Below are 16754 nucleotides of genomic sequence, written 5' to 3'. Positions count from 1 at the left end.
TTCAAGCCCCTCTTGAACCGCGTACGCTCCGCTGAGGCCGCTGCATCCCGCTAGCGGCCTGAAATGGAGATAGACAAGATGATGATTGATGGCGTTGAGAAACGAATCGAAGCCGGCGTGAATACGGCCCTGGACATGGTTGAGGTACTGGTTGCAGCTGGCCAGCCCCTCAAAGCTGCGATTGCCACCTCGCGAATACTCACGATGGAGGTTGTCCGCGAGTCTCTGGCAAAGAACCTGGCAAACAAAAGCGGCTCGGTGATTACTCACACCTTGGCCACTACGCCAGCCGAATCTGGGCCGGTACCGGCCCAGCACAGCACCAAAACGAAACAGCACCAGACCGTTGATTGATCATCGAGCCCGGCCGGGAGGTCTTCACGATACACCCGGCCAGGTACACAGTACGCCCCCTCGCTTGACTCATCTCCTCAGCACGGGCTGTAGCGCCCGGAAAGGTGCCCTGGAAGCTCAGGAAGGGATAACCCCTAGCACCCAGCGCTTCAAGCCGCATATGCCTCCTATCGGCAGTTTCCGGCCCGCTTGAACCCCGCGGCTTCGGCGTCCGCAGCGCTCTCAAACTCTACGCGGTTTCGCGTTCCGACCTTTCCGTAGCTCGGACAGCCCACTGGCAGGTGGTAAACATTGCTATTGCGGTTGCCAATCACCGGCGAAAACGAGCTCGCGGCATGTTCACCTGGTTGAACTGACTCGCTCCTAACCACCTGTTCTATTGCGCCGACTGCCTTCTCTCGCACACCGAGACTCCAGGATTGTTCACCGGTTACGAATGGGTTGCTATGCCCCATTACTCTGGCGATCCGCCGGTCACGCTCCAGTTCCCACGGGCTCACTGGATATTGACGATCCCAGGCCATCAGCAGCTGCTGTTGTGCCCTGGACATTGATAGTCCGTAGCGGTCGTGCATGTAAAAGTAGATACGGGCAACCGCGCCCTTCACCTGGTCTCGAGGCTCTGTCACGCGCTGCTGAAAATCCGTCCTGGTCGGGCAAGCCCCGTATTGCATCGGTGTCGAGGGTAAAATGCCGTATCGAAAATTGCTTCGGTCAGCATTGACCTCACCAACACTCACTTCGAGGTTGTGCATGTCCGCCTCCATTTTGCGAAATACCGGATCGGTATCGATGCAGTTCTTGCGCCCCCCTTTCTGCCAGCACTGCCGCTGGCTGCCGAAGGCATATGCTGGCAAGACGTGCTCCCATTCGATGCGCTGCGCGCGATTCTCCTGAGCGCGCACTTCGTACCCGCATGAGGCGAAGTCGATACGGCCGCCCGATCGCCCTACCCACTTCCAGTTGCACCCGCAGTAGAGATCGCCGGTTTCGCTGGTGTTGCGGTCGTAGTAGACCTTCTGGCGTAGCTCGACCTTGGCCTGCTCAAAGGTCACAGGCGCTGAGGCAAAAGCGAGTTGAGATGTGGCCATCATCACGGCCGTAAACATCATGAGGATCGATTTCACGGTCTTTTCCTTAAACCAAGGGTGGTTCCAAGCTATTCAGAGGAAAAAAAACCCAAGCAAGGCTTGGGTTTGAGCGCTGCTAGCAGTAGCTACCGCAGCGGGGTAAGCAGCTCACCAATGCGGCGTACCCTGCGAAAGATGATTTGCGCGATCGATTCATGACCCGTGGCAATCACGCCAAACAGCCCTGCCAGGAGAAGTGCCCAGAAGCTGTTGCGCTTCCAGTCGTTTGCCTCGGCCAAGGCACTCTGGCGATGCTGTTCGGCTCGATCCGAAAGAGACTGGCTTTCTTGGCCAAGCGCAGTTGCCTCGATGGCGTAGGCAATGCCGGCCGGGACGGCAAAGTTGCCCTTGATCTTGCCCTCTCGCAGGTTCTTCGCTGTCAGCACAACCCACTTCGAGGAGCTGCCCTCGGCAACAGATGCTTGGGCCAGCACATACGCCTTGGCCACCTCGTCCAGATCTTCTCTGGAGCTGAGCAGGCGCTGGAGGGTCGGCAGGTTCTTCGACTCAACCGCGGAATAAAACTCGCTGGGCTTACTTGTCGTGCCCGGATCGAGTATCCCCATAAACGCTCCCATGACGTGCGGCATCATCCCGACCATCAGGGCTGGAACGATGTTGAAAAGGCGTCCGGTAATGACCGCAAGACCTACACCCGCAATCATTGCAACCGCGCTGATCATTTTGAGCGCTGTGCTATTCAGGATCGAGTCGACAACCGATTCGACCCCCATAAGCCCGCCGATACCGTCGCCGGCGTGGCCAGATGTTTGGAAAGCCATGGCGATCGCATCGGGAACCAGAATCTGGTCAATAGCCGTGGTTGGTTCGGCGGCGATACCCAGCGCATAAAATACGCCTCCGAATATCGCCAGACCCAACGCGGTACCGCCGTAGATTAGGGTGCCTTTGCGTAGCTTTTTCGCCCGCGAGATCAGTTCCTGAAGGGGCGCGTCAAAAGGCGTCGGCGCTGTTGCCGGCGGTGCTGATTCGGGTTGGGCTCGAGGTGCCTTCGGCGCTGTCGGCTCAGCTATCGCTTCCGTTGTGGATTGTTCGTGCTGGGCGTTGACGTGGACCGTGTGCCCAACTGCCTGGGTTAATAGCTTCAGATCCTGACCGAGCACACGCTGTGTCTTGCCGGCAACGAGACCACGAGATATTTCCTTTCTACGAGCACCGTAATTGGCGAGGAGTTTTTCGAGCTCTGCATCAGGAACGTCCTTCGCAGCGACTTTTCCATCAACAAGCAGCGTGTACAACCGCGGGGCAACCTCTGGCGTCTGCCTCGACAGTTCCAGCTCTTGACCTAGAACGCGCTCGCTCTGGCCAGCCATCAGCCTATTCAAGGTACTGTCCTTCACGACGCCATAGTCATTCAAGAGACCCGATAGCTGCGCTACGGGAATGTTTTCCTCTGCAACGAGGCCGTCGACCCGCAACCGGAACAGTTGGACTGGTTCTGTCATCAGTGAAGCTCCTTCACTTCATCAGTCCTGCCCAGGCGCTTCTGGAGATCGATACGCATGCCCTGGATTTCTTTTTCTGCGGCCTTGCGTTGAGCTACGCCCTCACGCTGAATTTTGATTACGTCTTCGACGGTCTGGATCAGCGTGGCCTGGACCTTCTGCAAGGTGTCCACGTCGATTACCAATCGCTGGTTAGCTTTGGCCGTCTCTACGGAGTTGCGGTGCAGCAGCTCGGCGTTGCGCTTGAGGAGATCGTTGGTGGTGTCGTCGATTTTGGTGGCCAGCTGGACGGCGTTCCGCTGCTCGTTCAGCGTCAAAGCCAGCATGAATTGGCGCTTCCAGGCCGGCACAGTGATTTCCCGGATGGTGTGGAACTTGTCCACCAGCATCTGGTTATTCGCTTGAATCATCCGAATCGTCGGGAGGCTCTGCATCGCAGACTGCTGGAGCGCCGTGAGGTCGCCAATACGCTTGTCGAGGTTGGAGATCAGTGCATCCAGATCCGCAACTTGCTGCAAGCGGGCCGGGTCGTTCCCGATGTTCGCCCGAAGCTGAGAAACCTGCATCTGTAGCTCCGCAAGGCGCTGCTTACCGGCGGCAATGTGGATGCCAAGCAGGCGATGCTCCTCGCGTACCGCAACGAACATGGACTCGAGGCCGGTGTTCCGAGCAGAAATGCCCGCTTGTGTTTGGTCGACTTCAGCAACGAGCTTTTCAATTTGCTCTCGCGTGGTGTCGAACTGACCCATGACGGACTTGCCGCGCAGGGTTACTTTGTCGATCAGCGGGCCGATGACAGGGATGCGCGAACGGCGATTGGAAAGCGCGCTGACATTGAGCGACTGCGCGACGGCAACCACCTCGCTCAGCTTTGCGCCGGCATCGTCCAGGTCGCTGTTACGAACCTGGTCGAGCAAGCTGTCGGCGTAGGAGGACGTGTGTTCTGCCACTTCCCTGCCGAACTGAGAAACCGAGAGCGGGTTTTCTGCCTGGATCAGTGCCGCTACAGCCTTGATCTGGGGGATGTCCTGTTCCTGGAGACCAAGAGCCTGAAGCCCAGCTGGAGTAAGCTCGGTGTTGGTAGTGGCGAGATCTGTCACGGTAATTTCCTGCTGCATGTTTTGCTCCTCAGTGCTTCACGCCATTCAGGCTTTCAGACAGGCTGGCCATCAGCGCCTGATGCGCCTTGCTGGCAGCCTCGACCATCGCCGGGCTCATGTGTTTGGTGGTGATCAGGGTAAGGGTGTGTTGCCGCCATACTGGAACCAGTACGGTGACTGTCTCTCGGAAGCGATCGAGCATGTCGAGGGCTTGGGCGCGGCTCAGCTTCATCTGGCTAACGCTCAGTTCGTGTGAGGCCAGAAGTGTTGCCAAGTTGGCGAGCTTTCGCGCCAGCCGCTCTCGCGGCCGATCAAACTCGATCTCCCCCTCCGCTACCGTCCCGATGAGAGGGTTCTCTTCGAGGAATTCGCGCCCGGCCTGGATGAACACTTTCAGTGCTTCCGCCTCTTCGGCGTGGGCAACGATCATTCTGCTGATGGCACTGACCGTATCGCGTACACCTTGGGCGTGTCCTTCAGCTTCGGCCAGTAGCTGTTCCAGTGTTGACCGGGCGACTTGATAGCGAACCTGCTTTTCCACGGCTCCGCCCAGAACCTTCTCGAACCAGGTCGGCTTCCGGGTAATCTGCTCCGGCGAGGCGTCGGCCATTTTCGAGAGGATTTCTGCGATTTTGGCCGCAAGCGCTGCCGCCGACCCGCTCTCCATGAGATCTGATAGTTGATCGATTTTGGCAGAGCTATCCGCTACGCCCCCGTACTCGCCGAGGCGAGCCGGGAAAGCAAACAACTCAGGGAGTACCTGCTGTTTGAGGTGGTCGATGTTGACCACTGAATGAGTCATGGCGGAAAATTTCTCCTTGGATTTGTTGGAGATCGTACCTGCCGTATTCCTTGGCGGGTTGTTATTTCAGACGCTTTTACCGACTGAAAGCGCAGCTCGAAGTCTTTGTATCGCGATCTCGAAATAACCCAAACCTCCCCGAGTCGCTTCAAAATGGCGCGAATAATCGCCTCATTTCCCTAGCTATGCGAGTTTCGACCTGAAGTCATTCAGGGGGTAGGTAGAGCGCAACCAGTGGCACGCATAGGCGAACGGCTCCCCGCATGTGCAGAGTGGTCGGCGAATGGACAATCCGGTCAAGCAGCCACGCCCACGATTTGACGAGCCGTTCTTCAGGAGGTGTTGAATCCTCCAGGTGCTGCTTGAATTCGGCGAACTTTGCGTGGCTATGCTCGAAAACGCCGGTCTGCCGGCAGATTTCGGCCAGGGCCCGGATGTCGTCACCGTTCTCAATCAGCGTCGAGCGCATGTCTGAGTCGTCTTGATCCATCGTGGAAAGCAGGTCGGTCATCATGCGGTCGATCAATCGCGACTCGTCTTGCTGGGGATCGTTGGTGTCTGGCATAGCTGTCTCCTTTGACTTGTTCGAAATCGGTTTTACCGGAGACTTCAAGAATCCCAAGCATGCGAGAAGACGAGACATTTCCACCAATGCCCTGCCGCGCGAGCACCCGCAAGCAACTGGCTGCGACCTGCGAGTTTTGCGGACAGATGAGTTTTGGTTTTGCGGCAGCGGACTGTGGGTGTGTCCTGAGCCAGCTCTTCCTGGAAGGGAAGAAGTCTGCATACCCCGGACGAGGCAGGCCGCGGGCCTCGAAATCAAGGGCTGCATCGTCAAAACGGTGACTTTCTCATCGCGGCAAGACAGCAAAAAGCCCAGCACTTCTGCTGGGCTTTTTGCTGTTCAGGGCGCTTGCTAGAACAACCTCGAATCAGGGGTGAAAAGCTCAACCTGAATAGTCGCGCTCTGTGCTTCTGGGTGCCGAGGGTTGAACAGGTAGTTCACCGTGCTCGGTATGATAGCGCTGGGCACTGGCAGTAGCAGTGCGTTGCACTCATCAAGGAACTGGTTACCAATGCCTCTGGTGAGCTCGGTCTCTGCCGACCAACCAGCCGGCAAAGTGGGCATCTGGGCTTGTGATACAGAGTCAGGCACTTCGATACGGAGAAGCTGCATCGTCGCCGGAAAATCCTCTGGATCAATTTCCAGATGAACAAGCACCTCGAGCATTGCTCCCGGCGGGCTGGTCGCGGTGTAGACGACCGGTCTGCCGGCCTGGTGCCAACGGCCGCTCACGCGCAAGCCGCCTGTCCCGCTCAAGTCAGCATATGAGCTGATCCGCCACAGAATCACAGAGCGAAGCCTTCGGCGATTTGCAGCAGCATCTCTTCAACCTGGCTTGTGCCTTGCTGAGTTGTGAGCAGTTGCATGGGCGTCAACCCAGAGAATCGTTCCTTGGGCTTGGAGAGCCATCGCTTGGCCTTGTCGGCGTCCCCAAAAATAGCCTCAGCCATCGCGGTGATGTGCGCCGATCGGAAGAGCCGGTCGCTTTCCTCGACAGTGAGGGGCTGATCGCGCTCGATCCGGTTTTTCAGGGTGCGCAGCGGGATAATCTGGTCTCGCTCCAGCGGGGTAACCACCCCCTCTTCAGTGAGCCTCATTAACCGCGCTGCGGAAAAGCCATGGCTGATTCTGGTGTGAATCTCGAAGTCGCTGGCAGACTCTGGGATCTCCAGCAGTATTTGTAAGCGCGCACGGTAAGCTGAATACCCGTGGTCGCGTAGGACTTCAGCAAGCATGATGGTTCTCCTGTCCGGCGTTTCCCGGTTAGTATGCGGGAAACGCCGGAGGATGCAAGCTTACCGTTTGGGTGGCCCGGCTGGCGGTCGCCTGCCGGTAGAGATGTGGCGGTCACTTTCAACCCATCCAGGATGATGCTCGAGGAGCGCCTTTGGTGGGTCAGCCTACTGGCTGCGTTGGCCAAACATGTCTGCTTGTTGGTTCGCTGGATCTGTTTTCGGCGTGTTGAGCGGGTGGCCTAGCTGCCGGCGCACCTCGGCGAGCCACGCCTTGTAGGGAGTGTTTTTTCGTTCTCCCCACGGGTATGCCTCGGCCAGCGCCTTTCGGAGGGCCTGCTGGTCGCTTCGCCCTACGCGGCGAATTACCTCCCCAACAATTGGTGCTGCGCGATCTGCCCAGGACATGCTGATCCCCTTAACTTGTTCTCAACACGGCAGCATAGGCGCGCAGCACCTCACCGCGAAGCGCGCGATCCAGCTTCACAAGCCCCAAGGCAACACCGTAGAAGCCGCCCTCGGGCGCAGGCTCAATCTCGACACCAGGGAAGTTGGACACGAAGGCCATAAAGCCCACCTCGAACTCATCAGCGCCTTTGGCGGCACGGAGCAGGGTAAGGTCGTCGGTTGCGGCTACTTGCTCAAGAGCGCTGGCCAAGTAGTTTCGCCACATGCGGCTGTCATCACCGCCAGGCATCAGGGCTGCAATCTGTGCCGCGATACTCAATTTCTGCTCAGTCATTTCGGTTTCCCTAGCTTCGGGTGGTGTTCAGCTCAGTTGTCCAGCAGCCGGCGACAATCTTCGGTCATGACTCGAACCTGCTCGCGTAAGTCCATCATTTCATGTTCGCGGATTACCCTCGGGTGCAACTCGCGCAGGCGGTCATTGATACGATCTGCCGTGTGTAATAAAGCTGGCAGGTCGATAGCCTCGATCAGTGTCGAGATATCGCGATGCAGCTCGGCCAAGGCGGCTACCCGAGCCTGTAAGTGGGTCACCATCGCGGAGTCTAGTTTGATCAAGGGCATGGTCCATTTTCCTAGGTCAGATTTCGGTACTACCGATCCACTGGCCACCCAAGTAGCCATCGGCGCCGTCAGGAGTAACCGCTTCATGCTCTACAGCAGTGGCTACCAGCTGCGCATGCGTCCACCCGGACTCAGGCGCTGGCACCGTGACAAGCACGTCGCCGGCGAGCGAGCGGATTTCAAACGCTGAGTGCATTACCACACTCAAGATATCCGGCTCACCAGCTTCTTGTTCGGTCACAAGGTGCAACATGGCGGGTTTCCTCAAACACCTTCTATCTTGGAGTCCAGTTGAGCTTTTGCAGCCGCCGCGATGCGGTCTACGCCTTCTTGCCCAAGGATTTCCAAGGCAGTCGGCATCAGAGCAAAGGGATCATTACTTACGCCTGTGGCCATCAGGTGCTCACTGAGTTTATTGGCCTGAGCAATGTGCTCTACGAAGTAATCGACACAGCCATGGACACCATTGTTTTCAGCGACTTTGCAGATCGTTTCGGCATGATCGCCGTTGAGCACAAAGAATACGCGCTCGCGCAGGACGATAGCTGTCGTATCACTGCCATAGTCGCCGCTACGCGGGTTGTAACTGACGTGAACGTCAGAGCCAAAGCTTCGCGTTACGTTGGGGGAAGGCGAATGCGTAACTGGGCAGAAGCTGCTCTTCATCCCTGTGGACTTCTTCGAGAGTACGGATTGCATGACGTTTTCCTTGAGAGGCAGTCTCGGGTTTGAGGCTTTCAGCATCGCACGAGATTTAGAGAACCCAAGAACGCATGCTTTCGATGAAGGCGCTCAGGACTTGGCCGGGAAAGGAGGGATATTTCTTCCTTTCGGATCAGCCGCAGCATTCCACGACCACCACCCTGCCCCGCCGTACTCCCGATTGTACCAAGCCGTTTTGACGGCCTTCCGTTCCAGGTAGGCAGGTGTGCTCATGCCGAACACTTCCAGGGGGTAGTCCTTACCCGTGTCCAAAAGCCAGAAGTCAGGGAAAACCTCACTTTCATCAGCGTCGTAGCGAAGAGGTTTATCGAAGCTGCGGCCAGCGGCGTGGAGCATGGCCTCAATCACCCCTTCGTAATCTGAGTCGACAGGAATCCAACGCTCACTGACCTGCATCAGGGCCAGCTCAACGACATCTGCTTGCGAAAACGACTCGCCCTTCCGCGGCGTAACCTGAGCGATGGCGATAACTCGACTTCCGCGCTTCCAGGCGGAAAGTTCTCTCTCGAATCTGCGGGCGGCGGTTGCCCAGGCTGCCGGGGGCAAATTCAGCATGGGCATCCCGAAGGGCCCGGCCAGAGGCAATCTGCTGATGTCTCCAGAATGGCGTTCAGGGTTATAGCGGGCCAGCGGCGATATCGCGACGAGCCGGAGATCTCGAGTCATCGCCGCCTTGGCGATCGCCTGGTTGCGAGCCGCCCCCTTGCTGTCCTTTTGTGCAGCCAACAGCAGCACTTCGCTCAACTTCATTCGGCTTGCGGCTACACGTTCAGCAGCTTGCAGAAGCGCGTAGTTCACAATGCCACTGTTGCGCTTGCCCTCCATTGCTGGATACCAGGTAGAGAGTCGAGACTCAGACCAAAGCAGGTGCAGAAGCCCAAGCAACGTCATAGCCGGCTTGCTCTTTCCGGGCGATCTTGTCACCGAGGTGCTTTCGCTTTCCTCGGATCGAGGGGCCTGGACTCGAATGCCTCGAGCCAGGCGCACGCGAATGCTGCCATCTTCGCCCTCCTCCACTACGCCAACGGCATACCCTTGCATACCGGAACGCTCCGGGGCCGGCGCGTAGTACCGACAATCGTTTGAGTGCTCATGACCTGTACCGGCGAACCGCGCCAGGTGAAAACCATCGCTATCTTCACGTCGCTTGATCGAGAGTTTTCGGGAACCGCTGCTTGGGCACTGGCAAATTGCATGAGTGCCGTAGGCCTTCTCCAAAACGATTTTCCAGTTTTTTGCGTACTGCTGATCGGTCTGGAACTCCGGCGAGTAACGTTTCCCAGAGATCAGTACGGGATATCGACGGTTGAGCATGATCTTTTCTCTCCTGATTCGGGTCAGGCAATCGCCCGCTGCCGGCGGGCATAGGCTGCTTCAGCACGGTTTGCTTCGATCTGTATATGCAGCTTGACCAGCAACTCATATCCGGACTTGGGGCTCATGAGCGCAATACCGAACAATTCGTCTGCTGGAATGCTCCCGCACTCCCCATGAAACCGGCCCTTTCGCTCAATCATGGAAAATATCCCTTCGAGGTATCCGGTCTCAACGGCCTCAGCAGAAAGGCTGGGGTTTTTCAGGTCGAAGATCTCTCCGGTTGGCCACGCCAGCCCATCAAGTGGGGGGAGGTTTTCCAGCGCCCAGTGACCAGTACGCATGACTGCACGCGCTATCTCGTAATGTTCCTGGTCAGTCTGATACCAGCTATCGACGGAAAGGAGCTGGTGGCGGGCCTGGTCAAGGCATTCGAGCTGCTTGGCGCGTGTAGCGCGCTCATCATCAGAAAGGCTGTCGAAGCCATCGATCCATACAGGGAGGATACGCAGCGCCTCCCATCGCAGCAGGCATCGCATCAGGGACGAGCGGGTACCGCTCATGACTACCTCGCCTGGTTCCAGTAGCTGATTGTGGCTGTTGTGCAGGCCGACGATGCAGTTTGCATGGAGCCAGCGGTTTCTCTGGATGAAGTCGTGAATCGCTTCAGGCTCGTGCTCAAGCGGATCTACGCCGTCGGGGATGCTGAATGCCTTGGGCGAGAGAGTGACCATTTGTCGGTCAGCGGAGTACGCCCTCATTTTGCCGAGGGCGCAGAGACTGCGGATTTTCATGAGAGCGAATCCTCCTGGTGTATTCGATCAGGAGGCTATCGCGGGAGGAGGAGAAGGAGATTCGTTTTCAGGACGCTGGAGCGTCGGAATTACTCACGTTGTCTTGCGGGCGGTACTCAGGCAAGCCGCAACCACCAAGCAGCTGGGGACGCTGACGAATAAATTCACCGTACCAGTGCTGACGGTGAACTTCATCGGAATGGTCGGGCCAGGCACCATGCACCATCCGATAGATCCGCATGAGGTAGTCGTCTTGCGTGGCCATGTGGCTGACGTGCCACGGGCATTCTGTGAATAGATTCGTTTGAGATTGGATCTGCTCAACCACCTCTCGATGTTCATCCAGTCGCTTGGAGATGTTTCGAGCAAACTGGAGTTGATCCCTAACAACTGCCACCCGAATGAAGCCCAAACGCTGGGCGATTGCATCGATCATCATTCTTTTCCTACTGAAGAGGGAGTATCGGGAGCCCGCAGAATTCGGGAAAATTCGTACGCTAAGGTTTTCGCGAGCCAAGGTTGGCTGGGTTTTCAATGACTTAGCGAACCATGGCTAGCGCCGGGCCTTTTCAAACGCGGCCGTGACGGTCTTGGCCAGCGAATCCATCATCGCCTTGCGCTGATTGAAGCGGCCATCAGGCAAATCGATGACCTCATAGGAGACGTGACTGCCGCCGAGCTGCGCAGGTTGCAGCACGATCCGTCCCAGCTCGCCCAGGGTGTCGTGACGCAGGTTGAAAGCAAACCGGCCACCTTCCAGCAGCTCACGCTCAGCCTTGATCTCTTTCGGAAACATAACGACCTCACACTTGGGATTTGAATGTCCAGGTCTCGCGAGTAATCGCGGCGATGGTGACGGCTAGAGCCTCGGACGGGCCGTCCGCGATCAGGCAGCGCTGCCAGGGCTCCGGCTCCATCGCCGGGGCCTTCGACTGCACGCGCACGGTGATGTACGCCTTGAAGCTCGGTGGCAATTCTTCTGCCTTGGCATCCCATTCAAGCCGGGAAGGCACTCCGCCATAGCGCAACTCAAGCAAACGCTTGGCGTCATCCAACCTCTGTGTTGGCTTCAGGCCCTGCGCCTGGGCCTGCATGCCGAGCAGCTTCATCACCTTGTGATCGAGGAAGTCAGAGCCAGTCCGGTTCTCGGGGCGCTGAAGTTCCTTGATCAGATCGCCCATGGCCCAGCGCACGTCGATGTGCGGTGAGCAGCGTTCAGTTGTGGCTTCCCGCACCGCCCACTCTTCACCGTTTGGTCGCTGAGCCCAGTACCACTTCTCAGTTTCGGTACGCTCGAAGTCTGGTTCCCAAGCTCCTTGGGAGCTCAGGCTTGGAGTGCTCGCGTCAACCAGCACCTGTACAGCGCCGCCCAGCGCGAAACCCGCGACGATGAACATCAATACCGTCTGGTAAAGTGGACCCATCTGTCAAGACAGATTTCATCCGGGTTTAAGCTAAATCCATTGCTTCTACTGCAGCCGAACGGCGCTGCCCCGATGCGACCGGGCTGGAAGGATTTCCGTCCCGGTCAAAGTGATTAGCAATCCTGGCGCCGCCGCCAATACCATCGGCATAGACCTCGTCAGGAGTGCGGTTTCCCAGTCCCTGATGGGGCCGCTCGCCGTTGTAGAACGCGAAGTATTCGACCAGTCCGAGCGTGAGCTCAGCCACCGTACTGTAGCCCTTCAGGTAGATGTCCTCGTGCTTGAGGCTACGCCAGAGCCGTTCCACAAAGATGTTGTCCAGCGCACGCCCACGCCCGTCCATGCTGATGGCGATCCCGGCAACTCTAAGCACGCCGGTGAAGGCCTCGCTCGTAAACTGAGAACCCTGATCGCTGTTGAAGATCTCCGGACATCCATGCTGATCCAATGCTTCCTGTAGACAGTCCACGCAGAACGCCGTGTCCATGCTGTTGGAGATGCGCCAGGCCAGTACCCGTCGAGAGTACCAGTCGATGACAGCCACCAGGTAGACAAACCCACGCGCCAGCCGGATATAGGTGATATCAGTGCTCCAGACCTGATTGGTCCGCACGATCTGCAAACCTCGCAGCAGGTACGGATAGATCTTGTGCTGGGGGTGTGGATGACTGGTTGCCGGACCCGGCGCCATACCTGCCAGGCCCATGACGCGCATCAGACGCTGCACCCGTTTGCGGTTCACTTCGTGGCCCCCACGCTGCAGAAATACCACCATGCGGCGGCTGCCGTAGAACGGGTGGCGGGTGTACTCCTCGTCGATCAGCCGCATGTACAGCAAGTGTTCATCACTGGCCAGATTGGCGGGCCTGCGGCCATAGAAAGTTGCCCGGGGCACCTGCGCGAGCTCGCACTGGCGAGTAATCGGCAGGGACGTGTCCTGCATGACCCAGTTCATCCGTACGTCTGCGTTCATAGTCCGGACTTTTTTTTGAGCCAATCCAATTCCATCTTCAGGCGCCCGATCTCGCTGTACAAGCGGTCCTCGTCGGCGTGCTCTGCAGGCTTTGGGCCACGCTTGCTGGCAAACAGCGTGGCTGCCTGTTCCTGGATTGCCTTCTTCCACTGGCTGACCACCACGGGATGCACGCCGTACTGTTGTCCTATTTCGTTGAGCGTCTTCTCCCCGCGGATCGCTTCCATGCCCACCTTCGCCTTGAATTCTGCGCTGTGAACCTTGCGTTTCTTAACCTCTGTCACGCTGCTTTCCTCCTCGGATTACAGCTTAAACCGCTGTCTCGATTCCGGGGTCCACTTTAGTTTCACCTTCAGCCTCTCGCAGAACCGTACGTGAGTCTCTCAACTCATACGGCTCCCGTTACCCAGTCGATCTGCATTTCCAAAGACATTCCAGTGCACGAACAGCGACGGACACGCTTTCTTCATCCGATTGAGCCAGTCAGCACTGCGGCGCTTGTGCCCCGCCAGTGGTTTGTACTTCTGACGAGCCCAACGCTGGAGCTTCAAGTCAAAATGATTGAAGACCTTGCGCATCGCCGTTCTGTAGAAAGTCCCGTAGTAGTTCCACCACCCTCTGAGGGTCGCGTTGTACTGCTTTGACAATTCAAAAAGGCTGGCCGGTGTTTGCCGCTGGATATTCCAGCCGCGAGTTTGCTGACGCATTCGCTTAAGTGCGTCATTACTGGCTGCGGGCAGGAAGCTGGTAAACCGGCGTCCATGATTACCCCACGCCTCCCGTGGCCGGAAGGTGAACCCCAGGAACGTAAACTGCGTCGTTGGGTACGCTGCTTTGCGGTTACTGTCTTTACAATACACAATCTTCGACTTTTCCGGGTGCATGGTCAGCAGACATGCTTCCAACCGTGCCTTGATTGCCGCCATGACCTCACACGCCTGCTTTTCGCTACGGCAGTGAACCACCGCATCGTCGGCGTAGCGTGCAAATGGACAACCTGGAAAAGTCCGTTGCATCCAGGTATCGAACGCATAGTGCATAAACAGATTCATCAATAAGGGACTGACAACCCCGCCTTGGGGTGTACCGCTTTCACGCGGTACCTGAACGCCGTCAGCAGTCTCGAACGGCGCTTTAAGCCACCGTTCGATATACAACAGAATCCAGTCGTCCTTCACATGATGCCTTACCGCTTTCAGCAGCAGCTCATGATCGATATGATCAAAAGCCCCCTTGATATCAAACTCCACCACCCAATTCATATTCCAGCAGCGCTTGCGAGTGATCTCGACCGCCTGTTTGGCTGATTTTCCCGGTCGGTATCCATAGGAATCCGAATGAAAAAGACAGTCCAGACGCGGCTCTATAAGCAGCTTCACGGCGGTCTGGGCCACCCGATCAGCTACTGTTGGAATACCCAGTTTGCGTTTGCCTCCTGATTGCTTCGGAATTTCCACCTGCCGAACCGGCGGCGGAAAATAAGAACCTGATGACATCCGGTTCCACAACTTGTAAAGGTTCCGTTGCAGCTTCTGCTCGAACTGGGCAATAGATTGTTCATCTATCCCAGCGGCTCCTCGATTGGCTTTCACACGCTGGTAGGCCTCCCAAACTGTCAGTTTGGAAATGCTGTACGACTTTGCTGTGCTCATACCACTCCTCCCCGCCGAAGCAGGTTGATGACATAAGCCAGCTGGGAAACGCCACCCCTTCGCTCCATCCTCATTACAAGAACTTCATCACTACTACGAATGGCTCCGCCCCTCGGCCTTTGCATCGGTATTCTTCCTCGCGGTGGTAGCCGCTTGTCATTTCCCTTGGCATCAAAGGCGAGGTTCTCACGTTCCATATCAAAGCCTGTATTGAGCTCATGCCGCCTATACACCGGCTGCCATCTGGACAGTAGACAGGTATCCTCCAGACTGGTCCTGAGGCTACTGGGCGACCTCAGTTTTGACAGCACTTGAATACTTAACGATGCGTCTTCGGACGGTTTGCTTTCGCTCATCTTCTCAATACTTACCTGACGCCGTTATCGGCGCCTTTTCCAACGGTCGCTCACCACCACGCCTTTTGAACGCAGCAGCACCGGGTGGTTTGGAGCCAGCTCCTGCAAGCAGACTCCGGAAGGCCTACTCCCATCTTTGATACAGCATCGCTGGCTTACGCCAGCGTTCGTGACACACCCCAATACAAAATCTTCACGCGGTTGCGAGGCTTGTTGAGAAAGACGAACAGCACGGGATCGAACACCGCCACTTTTATGTCCAGCTCGACCAGCGCCGCGAGGCCATCAATGGACTTTCTGAAGTCCACGGGCTTGGGGTAGAGATAGACTTTTTCGACTTTGGCGTCGGGACGCATCATGGCGAGCTGGCTCCTGAGGTAATCGGGAGCACAGCATCCGGCATCAACTAAGCGCTTTGAATGTGGGGTTCATGGAGCGCTTACGTGACAATCGCATAAAAATTCTAGTGCATGATGGCTTGAAGATCTGGCTTGCTACCCGGCGCTTAAATCAAGGACTTTTCTTTGGACCGGGTGTGCGGCACGGCAATCTAGACAATTTGGATGCAGAACAACTTCAAGCTTTTGTGCTCGGCTCACCTTGGCAACGCGTCGGTTACAGAAGAGTTCTCACGGTGCTGTAACCCGCAGCCTTGGCCTGCCAGCACGATTGCCACATCACTCTATCGCCCCCCCCCCCGTAACCCTATCTGGCATAGGCGGCATGACTTCGCATTCGAATGTGAATCTGTTAAATCCTGCAGAACTCCGTGCTTGGGCTGCGCGGTCAATCTATCGAATCAAGACAATAGACAAGCAGTTTGATCATCAAAAGTCGGGTAATCGGAAACTAGCCAACAAGATCGCGTTGCTTTAAGTCTGCAGGCCCATATCATGCTGGCCAAGTTCGCTGACCATCTGCCGCTGTATCGTCAGGAAAAAAATTTCGGTCGCATCGGATTGGCTATCGCCCATTCGACCTTAGCGCATTGAGTGGGCAACTGCGGCGTGCGACTCTAGCCTCTAGTGATGCGTTGCGCGATGCCTTGCTGACGCACTGCATCGTTCTCGCCGACGAGACGCCGTTACAAATGCTGACGTCTGGTGCGAAAAAACTCATTGAGCTTTTGTCTGAGACTATGCCACTAGTCGGTTCTCCGACCTGACAGCGGTCGTTTACGTATTCAGCCCGAGCCGCGCCGGCGAACACGCTCGAGCTTTCTTGGCTAGTTCGGGCGGCAAGCAGACTACTATGACTATGCCGGCTGCAAGGCTAGCTATGAATTGGGCGGTACGAAGATCCGCAGCGTGACCTACAAACGCTGCAAATTCTTCGACTTGCACGCGACCAACAAGAGCAAGTTTGCTGAAAAGCATGGTACTAAATCGCAACCTTTTACGAGGTTGAAGGATAAGTCCGCGAACCAGACCCCGGCTATCGGCAGCGAATCGGTAGAAATAGATGCGACAAACACTGGTGGACTTCATACCTGGATTATCGCCCTAAACCAGCTTGCGCCTGATGGAGGTGGCCATTGCTAAAACCCTGGATTACGCATCAAACACTGGATATCGTGATTGCGCTACAGCTTTGCTCATAGATAGAAATGGTGCAAGAGTCAAATCGGGCAGTGGGCTCTTGGCAGTTCGAATTGGATGTTCGCGTGATCGTTATGCAGCGGTAGACGTACAGCGGTGATCGTGAGTTTTATACCGTCAGTGCCGCTCAACGGGTATGATCCGTATACTTACTTGAAGTTTTTTCTTACATACCTGCCGACGCAGATCCCCCTCTATTATCGCCCCGGTGGGCACCCGTCTATATATTAGGCAGACGCTTA

The 16754-nt window shown here is 56.7% G+C and carries 22 protein-coding genes and 1 pseudogene; 4 read left to right on the top strand and 19 right to left on the bottom strand.

Annotated features, from left to right (window positions below; all coding sequences use genetic code 11):
* The first annotated feature begins 78 nt into the window (after positions 1 to 78).
* Positions 79 to 354 (top strand): hypothetical protein, encoded by a 276-nt coding sequence (locus JJD74_RS24755; protein WP_086223402.1) that lies wholly within the window; start codon positions 79 to 81, stop codon positions 352 to 354.
* A 167-nt stretch (positions 355 to 521) separates the two neighbouring features.
* Here JJD74_RS24755 and JJD74_RS24750 read toward each other — a convergent pair whose 3' ends face one another.
* The 19 genes from JJD74_RS24750 to tnpB (JJD74_RS24660) all read right to left on the bottom strand — a co-directional run bounded on the left by JJD74_RS24750 (position 522) and on the right by tnpB (JJD74_RS24660) (position 15273).
* Positions 522 to 1481: an endonuclease gene (locus JJD74_RS24750; protein WP_086223401.1), complete on the bottom strand. Its 960-nt coding sequence runs from the start codon at positions 1479 to 1481 to the stop codon at positions 522 to 524.
* 89 nt (positions 1482 to 1570) lie between these two features.
* Positions 1571 to 2950 (bottom strand): tellurite resistance protein, encoded by a 1380-nt coding sequence (locus JJD74_RS24745; protein WP_086223400.1) that lies wholly within the window; start codon positions 2948 to 2950, stop codon positions 1571 to 1573.
* On the bottom strand, positions 2950 to 4068 hold the full coding sequence (locus JJD74_RS24740) for a toxic anion resistance protein (protein ID WP_086223399.1): 1119 nt from the start codon (positions 4066 to 4068) through the stop codon (positions 2950 to 2952). The genes JJD74_RS24745 and JJD74_RS24740 overlap by 1 nt, the downstream gene beginning before the upstream one ends.
* A 10-nt stretch (positions 4069 to 4078) precedes the next feature.
* Positions 4079 to 4852, bottom strand: coding sequence for a tellurite resistance protein (locus tag JJD74_RS24735; protein ID WP_011600753.1), 774 nt, complete (start codon positions 4850 to 4852; stop codon positions 4079 to 4081).
* 205 nt (positions 4853 to 5057) lie between these two features.
* Complete coding sequence (locus JJD74_RS24730) at positions 5058 to 5417, bottom strand: hypothetical protein (protein ID WP_016502323.1); 360 nt, start codon at positions 5415 to 5417, stop codon at positions 5058 to 5060.
* 351 nt (positions 5418 to 5768) lie between these two features.
* Entirely contained in the window at positions 5769 to 6206 is a 438-nt protein-coding gene (locus JJD74_RS24725) for an RES family NAD+ phosphorylase (protein WP_011078034.1), read from the bottom strand.
* Positions 6203 to 6652: an antitoxin Xre/MbcA/ParS toxin-binding domain-containing protein gene (locus JJD74_RS24720; protein WP_011078033.1), complete on the bottom strand. Its 450-nt coding sequence runs from the start codon at positions 6650 to 6652 to the stop codon at positions 6203 to 6205. The genes JJD74_RS24725 and JJD74_RS24720 overlap by 4 nt, the downstream gene beginning before the upstream one ends.
* A 415-nt stretch (positions 6653 to 7067) precedes the next feature.
* A complete protein-coding gene (locus JJD74_RS24715; RefSeq protein WP_047296954.1) occupies positions 7068 to 7391 on the bottom strand; it encodes a hypothetical protein in 324 nt (107 codons plus the stop codon).
* A gap of 32 nt (positions 7392 to 7423) precedes the next feature.
* On the bottom strand, positions 7424 to 7678 hold the full coding sequence (locus tag JJD74_RS24710; protein ID WP_047296953.1) for a hypothetical protein: 255 nt from the start codon (positions 7676 to 7678) through the stop codon (positions 7424 to 7426).
* A 16-nt stretch (positions 7679 to 7694) separates the two neighbouring features.
* A complete protein-coding gene (locus JJD74_RS24705) occupies positions 7695 to 7931 on the bottom strand; it encodes a hypothetical protein (protein WP_047296951.1) in 237 nt (78 codons plus the stop codon).
* An 11-nt stretch (positions 7932 to 7942) separates the two neighbouring features.
* Entirely contained in the window at positions 7943 to 8377 is a 435-nt protein-coding gene (locus tag JJD74_RS24700; protein ID WP_047296950.1) for a hypothetical protein, read from the bottom strand.
* A gap of 93 nt (positions 8378 to 8470) precedes the next feature.
* Positions 8471 to 9715 carry a DUF1173 family protein gene (locus JJD74_RS24695; RefSeq protein ID WP_124097871.1) on the bottom strand — a complete coding sequence of 415 codons (1245 nt, stop codon included), beginning with the start codon at positions 9713 to 9715 and terminating at the stop codon, positions 8471 to 8473.
* Between the two features lie 23 nt (positions 9716 to 9738).
* Entirely contained in the window at positions 9739 to 10509 is a 771-nt protein-coding gene (locus tag JJD74_RS24690) for a hypothetical protein (protein WP_084341315.1), read from the bottom strand.
* Between the two features lie 67 nt (positions 10510 to 10576).
* Positions 10577 to 10945, bottom strand: a complete 369-nt coding sequence (locus JJD74_RS24685) for a hypothetical protein (RefSeq protein ID WP_033039696.1) — start codon at positions 10943 to 10945, stop codon at positions 10577 to 10579.
* Between the two features lie 117 nt (positions 10946 to 11062).
* A complete protein-coding gene (locus tag JJD74_RS24680) occupies positions 11063 to 11305 on the bottom strand; it encodes a hypothetical protein (protein ID WP_033039694.1) in 243 nt (80 codons plus the stop codon).
* A 7-nt stretch (positions 11306 to 11312) separates the two neighbouring features.
* Entirely contained in the window at positions 11313 to 11933 is a 621-nt protein-coding gene (locus JJD74_RS24675; RefSeq protein ID WP_200617017.1) for a hypothetical protein, read from the bottom strand.
* Between the two features lie 25 nt (positions 11934 to 11958).
* A protein-coding gene (locus tag JJD74_RS24670) for an IS3 family transposase (RefSeq protein WP_228379854.1) occupies positions 11959 to 13133 on the bottom strand; the annotation gives its coding sequence in 2 pieces (ribosomal slippage) (positions 11959 to 12914 and positions 12914 to 13133; 1176 coding nt in all).
* 156 nt (positions 13134 to 13289) lie between these two features.
* Entirely contained in the window at positions 13290 to 14558 is a 1269-nt protein-coding gene (gene ltrA, locus JJD74_RS24665; protein ID WP_003459714.1) for a group II intron reverse transcriptase/maturase, read from the bottom strand.
* 511 nt (positions 14559 to 15069) lie between these two features.
* On the bottom strand, positions 15070 to 15273 hold the full coding sequence (tnpB, locus tag JJD74_RS24660) for an IS66 family insertion sequence element accessory protein TnpB (protein WP_233081557.1): 204 nt from the start codon (positions 15271 to 15273) through the stop codon (positions 15070 to 15072).
* Between the two features lie 71 nt (positions 15274 to 15344).
* Between tnpB (JJD74_RS24660) and tnpB (JJD74_RS24655) the strand changes: the two genes are divergently transcribed.
* The 3 genes and pseudogenes from tnpB (JJD74_RS24655) (at position 15345) to JJD74_RS30930 (ending at position 16455) form a co-directional block, all read left to right on the top strand.
* Complete coding sequence (tnpB, locus tag JJD74_RS24655; RefSeq protein ID WP_080981191.1) at positions 15345 to 15557, top strand: IS66 family insertion sequence element accessory protein TnpB; 213 nt, start codon at positions 15345 to 15347, stop codon at positions 15555 to 15557.
* A gap of 235 nt (positions 15558 to 15792) precedes the next feature.
* A pseudogene (locus JJD74_RS30935) lies at positions 15793 to 15900 on the top strand (IS66 family transposase); the annotation flags it as partial.
* 321 nt (positions 15901 to 16221) lie between these two features.
* A complete protein-coding gene (locus tag JJD74_RS30930; RefSeq protein WP_196744398.1) occupies positions 16222 to 16455 on the top strand; it encodes a hypothetical protein in 234 nt (77 codons plus the stop codon).
* Positions 16456 to 16754: the final 299 nt, after the last annotated feature.

This window comes from Pseudomonas sp. MF6776 (assembly GCF_016613125.1).
In the GTDB taxonomy this organism is placed as follows: Bacteria; Pseudomonadota; Gammaproteobacteria; order Pseudomonadales; family Pseudomonadaceae; genus Aquipseudomonas; species Aquipseudomonas iridis.
This window is presented reverse-complemented; position numbering and strand designations above follow the sequence as displayed.

Bases quoted from the DNA above. Each gene is read 5' to 3' on its own strand.
- JJD74_RS24755 (WP_086223402.1), top strand. From the start codon at position 79: ATGATGATTGATGGCGTTGAGAAACGAATCGAAGCCGGCGTGAATACG.
- JJD74_RS24745 (WP_086223400.1), bottom strand. From the start codon at position 2,950: ATGACAGAACCAGTCCAACTGTTCCGGTTGCGGGTCGACGGCCTCGTT.
- JJD74_RS24740 (WP_086223399.1), bottom strand. From the start codon at position 4,068: ATGCAGCAGGAAATTACCGTGACAGATCTCGCCACTACCAACACCGAG.
- JJD74_RS24735 (WP_011600753.1), bottom strand. From the start codon at position 4,852: ATGACTCATTCAGTGGTCAACATCGACCACCTCAAACAGCAGGTACTC.
- JJD74_RS24730 (WP_016502323.1), bottom strand. From the start codon at position 5,417: ATGCCAGACACCAACGATCCCCAGCAAGACGAGTCGCGATTGATCGAC.
- JJD74_RS24720 (WP_011078033.1), bottom strand. From the start codon at position 6,652: ATGCTTGCTGAAGTCCTACGCGACCACGGGTATTCAGCTTACCGTGCG.
- JJD74_RS24715 (WP_047296954.1), bottom strand. From the start codon at position 7,391: ATGACTGAGCAGAAATTGAGTATCGCGGCACAGATTGCAGCCCTGATG.
- JJD74_RS24710 (WP_047296953.1), bottom strand. From the start codon at position 7,678: ATGCCCTTGATCAAACTAGACTCCGCGATGGTGACCCACTTACAGGCT.
- JJD74_RS24705 (WP_047296951.1), bottom strand. From the start codon at position 7,931: ATGTTGCACCTTGTGACCGAACAAGAAGCTGGTGAGCCGGATATCTTG.
- JJD74_RS24700 (WP_047296950.1), bottom strand. From the start codon at position 8,377: ATGCAATCCGTACTCTCGAAGAAGTCCACAGGGATGAAGAGCAGCTTC.
- JJD74_RS24695 (WP_124097871.1), bottom strand. From the start codon at position 9,715: ATGCTCAACCGTCGATATCCCGTACTGATCTCTGGGAAACGTTACTCG.
- JJD74_RS24690 (WP_084341315.1), bottom strand. From the start codon at position 10,509: ATGAAAATCCGCAGTCTCTGCGCCCTCGGCAAAATGAGGGCGTACTCC.
- JJD74_RS24685 (WP_033039696.1), bottom strand. From the start codon at position 10,945: ATGATCGATGCAATCGCCCAGCGTTTGGGCTTCATTCGGGTGGCAGTT.
- JJD74_RS24680 (WP_033039694.1), bottom strand. From the start codon at position 11,305: ATGTTTCCGAAAGAGATCAAGGCTGAGCGTGAGCTGCTGGAAGGTGGC.
- JJD74_RS24675 (WP_200617017.1), bottom strand. From the start codon at position 11,933: ATGGGTCCACTTTACCAGACGGTATTGATGTTCATCGTCGCGGGTTTC.
- ltrA (WP_003459714.1), bottom strand. From the start codon at position 14,558: ATGAGCACAGCAAAGTCGTACAGCATTTCCAAACTGACAGTTTGGGAG.
- tnpB (WP_233081557.1), bottom strand. From the start codon at position 15,273: ATGATGCGTCCCGACGCCAAAGTCGAAAAAGTCTATCTCTACCCCAAG.
- tnpB (WP_080981191.1), top strand. From the start codon at position 15,345: ATGGAGCGCTTACGTGACAATCGCATAAAAATTCTAGTGCATGATGGC.